We start from the raw sequence: 5,678 nt of genomic DNA, 5'->3' as shown, positions 1-5,678 counted from the left end.
TCTGAACGGAGCTCACCCGAAGGGGGAGCGCAGTGAGTTGCGAGGCGCACCCCAGCTTCGAGCATCGCAGGCTGCCCGTAGCGAAGCGAAGGGACACGGGCAGCGGGGTCGCCTTTTCTTTGCCTACTTTCTTTTTTTGGCGAAGCAAAAGAACAGTAGGTGCGCCGCCGGGCGCATACCCCGGCTCCCGCCCTCAATGAAAGCATGCGGTCACTACAAACCCAGGCCGCTGGAACACTCGGACAGCAACAACGCCATCATCCCAACTGCAGCAACGCCTCCTCGCGCCAGTAGTCAGCCGCCGCAAAGAACCCCTCCCACACACACCCATTGCACCCCCGCCCACAACAACTGGTAGGCTCCGGCGGCGGCGCGCGCAAGGTGATGTTCACCGCCGCAGCCTGCTGCTGCACCTGTGCGAACATCGCCCGGGCCGCATCGACCGGGGCCACGGGCGGTGTGCCGGCGCCCATCAGCGCTGGCGCCTGGCCCGGCGCAGCAGGTAGTTCACGATGAAGGCCCCGCCCAGCACCAGCGCAAACCAGCCCACCAAGGTGGCCTGGGCCATGAGGTCGCGCACGCCGCCGGAGCGCGCCACATAGGGCGCCAGCAGGATCACCAGGCCGATGAGGGCGCAGGTGACGCCCTTGAACAGCATCTCCTTGTCGGCCTTGGCCTGCTGGGAATTGCGCGGGGTGTTGTTGTTGTCGTTGGTAGGCATGGCAATGGCTGGCGGAAAATAGGCCGAAAGCGCGCGAAAACAGCGCCAAGGCAAACCGCGATTATCCTTGCCACCCCGATTTCCGATCCGTTCGAGCAGAAAGTACCCCCGCATGGCCATCCAGTGGTTCCCCGGTCACATGCACCTGACCAAGAAAGCCATCACCGAACGCATCAAGGACATTGATGTGGTGATCGAGGTGCTGGACGCGCGCCTGCCCGGCTCCAGCGCCAACCCGCTGCTGGCCGAGCTCACGGGCCACAAGCCCACGCTCAAGGTGCTCAACAAGCAGGACGTGGCCGACGCCGCGCGCACGGCGCTGTGGCTCGACTGGTACAACGCCCAGAGCGATACGGCGGCGATTCCGCTCGATGCCTCGGAGGCCGCGCCCGCGCGCAAGCTCATCGACGGCTGCCACCGCCTGGCGCCCAACCGGGGCGGCATGGCCAAGCCCATGCGCGTGCTGATCTGCGGCGTGCCCAATGTGGGCAAATCCACGCTGATCAACACCCTGACCAACAAGCGCCAGGCCAAGACCGGCGACGAGGCCGGCATCACCAAGATCGAGCAGCGCATCACGCTGGCCGACGACTTCTACCTCTGGGACACGCCCGGCATGCTGTGGCCGCGCATCATCGTGCCCGAAAGCGGCTACAACCTGGCCGCCAGCGGCGCCGTGGGCCGCAATGCCTACGACGAGGAACTGGTGGCGCTGGAACTGCTGCGCCGCCTGCAGCAGCACTATGTGCCGGAGCTGGAGGCGCGCTACAAGCTCGGCCTGCCCGCAGGCGCGGTGGCGACCATGCAGGACGATGAACTACTCGAAGCCATCGGCAGAAAGCGCGGTGCCATGCTGGGCGGTGGCCGGGTGAACCTGCAGAAGGCGGCCGAGATCGTGATGACCGACTTCCGCACCGCCATCCTGGGGCGCATCACACTGGAGACACCCGAGCAGTTCGAGGCCTGGCGTGCCGCCGGCCTGGTCGAGGATGCCAAGCGCCAGGCCAAGAAGGATGCACGCGCCAAGGCCCGGGGCAAGGGCTCGGGCGTGCGCGAACCCCACGGCGGGGACGACGACGGCGAAGCCGAATAGCCAAGAGCGGCTTCCCCCCCAAATGGCGCCCCGGGGCGCTGGCGGACACCAGGGCTGGCGGGCGCTTGGGGCCGGCTGTGGCAATTGAGGACTCGATAGACGCGGTGTATCGCGTTACCATGCCACACCATCGGCTGCCACCGCTTTGACGACCATGCACGCTGTTGCCCACCTGCTGCCCTCGGACCAGGACGACGCCACCAGGCAGCAACTGGTGCGCGCAGGTGCCTGGGTGGTCGCGGTCACCGGCACCCTGATCGCGGCACTGCTGCTGCTCGATACCCCCCTGTCCTGGACGCATGTGCTGCTCAATCTGGGCGCCGGCGCCATGGGCGCCCTGTCCGTGGCGCTGGGGCGCATGGGGCGCTGGCACCAGGCGGCGCTGGTGCTGGTCTGGGGGGTGTGGGGCGTCGTGGCGCTGGTGGCGGCCAGCAATGGCGGGCTGCGCGGGCCCAACCTGCTCAACTTCCCGGTGCTCATCGTGTTTGCCGGCTGGGTGCTGGGGGCACGTGCCACGCTGTGGCTCACGGGCTGCACGGGCGTGCTGATGCTGTTCTTCCTGTGGGCCGACCTGCGCGGCATGCTGCCCGATGCGCGCTATGGCAACCGCATGGCCTACCTGGCCTACCTCACGGGCATCCTGTCCGTCACGGCTGCCGCCACGCTGCTGTCGCGCCGCAGCTACCTGCGCCGCGTGCAGGAGGCACAGCACACGGCCTCCAGCCTGGCGGCCAGCGAGGCCGAGCTGCGCAAGCTGCTGCGCGCCGTGGAGCAGAGCCCCGAGAGCATCGTCATCACCGACCTGTCCGGGCGCATCGAGTACGTCAATGCCGCCTTCCTGGCCCGCATGGGCTATGCGCGCGACGAGGTGCTGGGCCAGCCCTCGGCGCGCGTCTCCAGCAATGGCATGGCGCCGGCGCAGCGCCTGGGCCTGCGCGACACGCTGGCGCGTGGCGAGAACTGGGGTGGCGAGCAGGTCAACCGCCGCAAGGACGGGGCCGAGGTGATCGAGGCCGTGGTGGTGGCCCCCATACGCCAGTCCGACGGGCACATCACCCACTACGTGGAACTCAAGCAGGACATCACCGAGCGCAAGCGCGCGGCCGACGAGATCCACCGCCTGTCCCACTTCGACGGGCTCACCAGCCTGCCCAACCGCACCATGCTGATGGACCGGCTGTCGGCCCTGCAGTGGCGCTCGGGGCGCGCGTCGAATGCGCCGGGCGCCTTGCACGCGCTGGTGCTGCTCGACCTGGACCGCTTCACCACCTTCAACGATGCGCGCGGCAGCGAGATGGGCGACCGGCTGCTGTGCGCCGTGGCGCTGCGCCTGTCCGAACTGCTGCCCGACCAGGGGCTGCTGGTGCGCGTGGCCGGCGACGAGTTCGCCATCGTGCTGCACGACCTGGCCAACCAGCCGCCCCAGGCCAGCCGCCGGGCGCTGGCCTTTGCCGAGCAGGTGCAGGCCCTGCTGCTGCAGCCGCTGCGGCTGGAGGGCTATGCCGACGAGGCCCAGCTCGGTGCCAGCATCGGCATCACGCTGTACCCGCAGAGCCCGGCCGACTCGCCCCAGGAGGCGCTGCGCCGCGCGGGCACGGCGCTGCACCGGGCCAAGCAGGCGGGGGGCGGGCGCTCGGCCTTCTTCGAGCAGGGCATGGGCGAGGCGGCGGAGCAGCGCTTCCAGGTCGAGCGCACGCTGCGCCACGCCATCGCGGGCGACGAGCTGCGGCTGTTCCTGCAATCGCAGGTGGATGCGCAGGGCCAGCTTACCGGGGCCGAGGTGCTGGTGCGCTGGCAGCACCCGCGCGATGGCCTGCTGGCCCCGGGGGCCTTCATTCCCATCGCTGAGGAGTCCGACCTGATCGTGGGCCTGGGCAACTGGGTGCTCGCGCAGTCGTGCGCGCTGCTGGCCCAGCCGGTGATGCGCGAGCAGCGCCTGCGCCTGTCGGTCAACCTCAGTGCACGCCAGTTCCGCCAGGCCCATTTCGTGCCGCAGCTGCGTGCGCTGCTCGAATCCACCCAGGCCGACCCGCGGCTGCTCACGCTGGAGGTCACCGAAGGCCTGGTGATCGACGACTTCGACGATGCCGTGGGCAAGATGCGCGAGCTTGCTGCGCTGGGGGTGGAGATGTCGCTGGACGATTTCGGCACCGGCTACTCTTCGCTGGCCTACCTCAAGCGCCTGCCCATCCACGAGATCAAGATCGACCGCTCCTTCGTGCACGACGCGCCCACCAGCGCCGACGATGGCGTGCTGGTGCAGGCCATCCTGTCGGTGGCCAGCCACTTCGGCCTGCGCGTGGTGGCCGAGGGCGTGGAGACCCGGGCCCAGGCCGACTTCCTGCGCCAGCGCGCGCCCGATATCCTCTACCAGGGCTACCTCTACGGCCGGCCCGAGCCGCAGGAGGACTGGCTGGCCCGGCTCTCACCTGGCCCCCTGGTCTGATACGCCAATGAAACAGCCCCCGCTGCACGGTGCAGCGGGGGCTGTTCTTTGTTCGGTACGGCAGGGAGCGCGGTCCGGCCTATTTGTTCTTGTCCTTGCCGCGCGGGATCACGGCCGTCACGGGCGGCGTGGGCCGGTCGGAGCCATGCGACTCCTTCGGGATCGACGTGTCCTTCTTGGGCTTCTTGGTCATCTTGTTGCTGCGCTGATCGCCTTTGGCCATGGGTCCTCCTGGTTGGGTCTGCGGATGGGAGCGTCGCACCGCATGGTACGCCACAACCGGGCACCCGGCATGGCGGTGCGCAGCTCTTTTCGGGGCCGGCCGGCGCGCCGCCTCATGGCTGCGCCGCCGCGACCACGGCCGTGGCCTCCACTTCGACCAGCATGCCGTCCAGCGCCAGGCGCGGCACGGGGATCAGCGTGCAGGCGGGCGTGGGGGCGTCGCCCCAGACGCGGCGTGCCGCCTCGCTCCACAGCGCCAGGCGGGCCTCGCTGTGGTCCACGACCAGAAGGGTGAGCCGCGCCACATCGTGCACCGTGGCGCCGGCCGCTTCGAGCACGCGGCGCATGTTGTCCAGGGCCTGCGCGAGCTGGGTGGCGAAGTCGGGCGAGAGCTCGCCTGCCAGGTTCTCGCCGCCCTGGCCCGAGGCATAGACCGTGCGGCCCGACAGGGGCGCGACCACCACGTGGGTGTAGCCGTTGGGGGCTGGGTCGTAGACGCCCGCAGGGTTGATGTGGGCCAGCGCGGCGGCGTGCGATGGCATGAAGTGGGAGGCGATCTGTGGCATGGGGGTGTTTCCTGCAATGCGTTGGACAAGCTGCTAGTATTGAATCTCAAGTTAACTTGAGGTCAACGACCCATTTCGAAAGCAAGGCCATGAAGCATCACGACGACGCACACGGCGATTCCATGGCAGAGCTGGCGGCCGACCTGTCGGTGGGCGAAGTGGCCCGGCGCAGCGGGCTGGCGGTGTCGGCCCTGCATTTCTACGAGGCCCGCGGTCTCATCGCCAGCGTGCGCAGCGCGGGCAACCAGCGGCGCTACCCGCGCTCGGTGCTGCGCCGGGTGTCGGTGATCAAGATCGCCCAGCGCATGGGTGTGCCGCTGGCCGCCATCGGCGAAGCCCTGCAGGCCCTGCCCTCGGGCCGCACGCCCACGGTGGCCGACTGGCGGCGCCTGTCGGAGCGCTGGCGCGAGGACCTCGATGAGCGCATCCGCACGCTGACCGCGCTGCGCGACCAGCTCGACGGCTGCATCGGCTGCGGCTGCCTGTCGCTCAAGGTCTGCCCGCTGCGCAATGCGCAGGATGCGTTGGCCCAGGAGGGCCCCGGGCCGCATTTCTGATACGGATTCGCCTTCAACCGTCTAACGTCGTTGGTTCGCCTTGCCGTGCTACAGCACTGTCTGCGGCTTCCCG

Annotated in this window: 7 protein-coding genes; 3 read left to right on the top strand and 4 right to left on the bottom strand. The window is 69.2% G+C overall.

Annotation, left to right across the window (positions count from 1 at the left end; translation table 11 throughout):
- Positions 1-257 precede the first annotated feature (257 nt).
- Entirely contained in the window at positions 258-425 is a 168-nt protein-coding gene (locus AC3WOH_RS34750; RefSeq protein ID WP_492233878.1) for an oxidoreductase-like domain-containing protein, read from the bottom strand.
- 47 nt (positions 426-472) lie between these two features.
- A complete protein-coding gene (locus tag AC3WOH_RS34745) occupies positions 473-721 on the bottom strand; it encodes a hypothetical protein (protein ID WP_492233877.1) in 249 nt (82 codons plus the stop codon).
- Positions 722-833: 112 nt separating this feature from the next.
- Here AC3WOH_RS34745 and ylqF point away from each other — a divergent pair, with 112 nt between their 5' ends.
- The gene (gene ylqF / locus AC3WOH_RS34740; protein WP_492233876.1) at positions 834-1,814 is read left to right on the top strand and encodes a ribosome biogenesis GTPase YlqF; all 981 of its coding nucleotides are present in this window, start codon (positions 834-836) and stop codon (positions 1,812-1,814) included.
- A 154-nt stretch (positions 1,815-1,968) separates the two neighbouring features.
- The gene (locus AC3WOH_RS34735; protein ID WP_492233875.1) at positions 1,969-4,260 is read left to right on the top strand and encodes a putative bifunctional diguanylate cyclase/phosphodiesterase; all 2,292 of its coding nucleotides are present in this window, start codon (positions 1,969-1,971) and stop codon (positions 4,258-4,260) included.
- Between the two features lie 79 nt (positions 4,261-4,339).
- Here the strand turns inward: AC3WOH_RS34735 and AC3WOH_RS34730 are convergent, their stop codons facing one another.
- Together AC3WOH_RS34730 and AC3WOH_RS34725 are read right to left on the bottom strand one after the other, a co-directional pair.
- Complete coding sequence (locus AC3WOH_RS34730; RefSeq protein WP_492233874.1) at positions 4,340-4,483, bottom strand: hypothetical protein; 144 nt, start codon at positions 4,481-4,483, stop codon at positions 4,340-4,342.
- Between the two features lie 112 nt (positions 4,484-4,595).
- The gene (locus tag AC3WOH_RS34725) at positions 4,596-5,048 is read right to left on the bottom strand and encodes a RidA family protein (protein ID WP_492233873.1); all 453 of its coding nucleotides are present in this window, start codon (positions 5,046-5,048) and stop codon (positions 4,596-4,598) included.
- 89 nt (positions 5,049-5,137) lie between these two features.
- Between AC3WOH_RS34725 and soxR the strand changes: the two genes are divergently transcribed.
- Positions 5,138-5,605, top strand: coding sequence for a redox-sensitive transcriptional activator SoxR (gene soxR, locus AC3WOH_RS34720; protein ID WP_492233872.1), 468 nt, complete (start codon positions 5,138-5,140; stop codon positions 5,603-5,605).
- The last annotated feature ends 73 nt before the right edge of the window (positions 5,606-5,678 follow it).

The organism is Acidovorax sp. FW305-C-20-28, assembly GCF_058783375.1.
Note: the sequence above shows the minus strand (reverse complement) of the source record. Positions and strands in the feature narration are given on the sequence as shown.

Coding starts and splice junctions, on each gene's coding strand:
- soxR (WP_492233872.1), top strand. CDS start 5,138: ATGAAGCATCACGACGACGCACACGGCGATTCCATGGCAGAGCTGGCG.
- AC3WOH_RS34750 (WP_492233878.1), bottom strand. CDS start 425: ATGTTCGCACAGGTGCAGCAGCAGGCTGCGGCGGTGAACATCACCTTG.
- ylqF (WP_492233876.1), top strand. CDS start 834: ATGGCCATCCAGTGGTTCCCCGGTCACATGCACCTGACCAAGAAAGCC.
- AC3WOH_RS34735 (WP_492233875.1), top strand. CDS start 1,969: ATGCACGCTGTTGCCCACCTGCTGCCCTCGGACCAGGACGACGCCACC.
- AC3WOH_RS34730 (WP_492233874.1), bottom strand. CDS start 4,483: ATGGCCAAAGGCGATCAGCGCAGCAACAAGATGACCAAGAAGCCCAAG.
- AC3WOH_RS34725 (WP_492233873.1), bottom strand. CDS start 5,048: ATGCCACAGATCGCCTCCCACTTCATGCCATCGCACGCCGCCGCGCTG.
- AC3WOH_RS34745 (WP_492233877.1), bottom strand. CDS start 721: ATGCCTACCAACGACAACAACAACACCCCGCGCAATTCCCAGCAGGCC.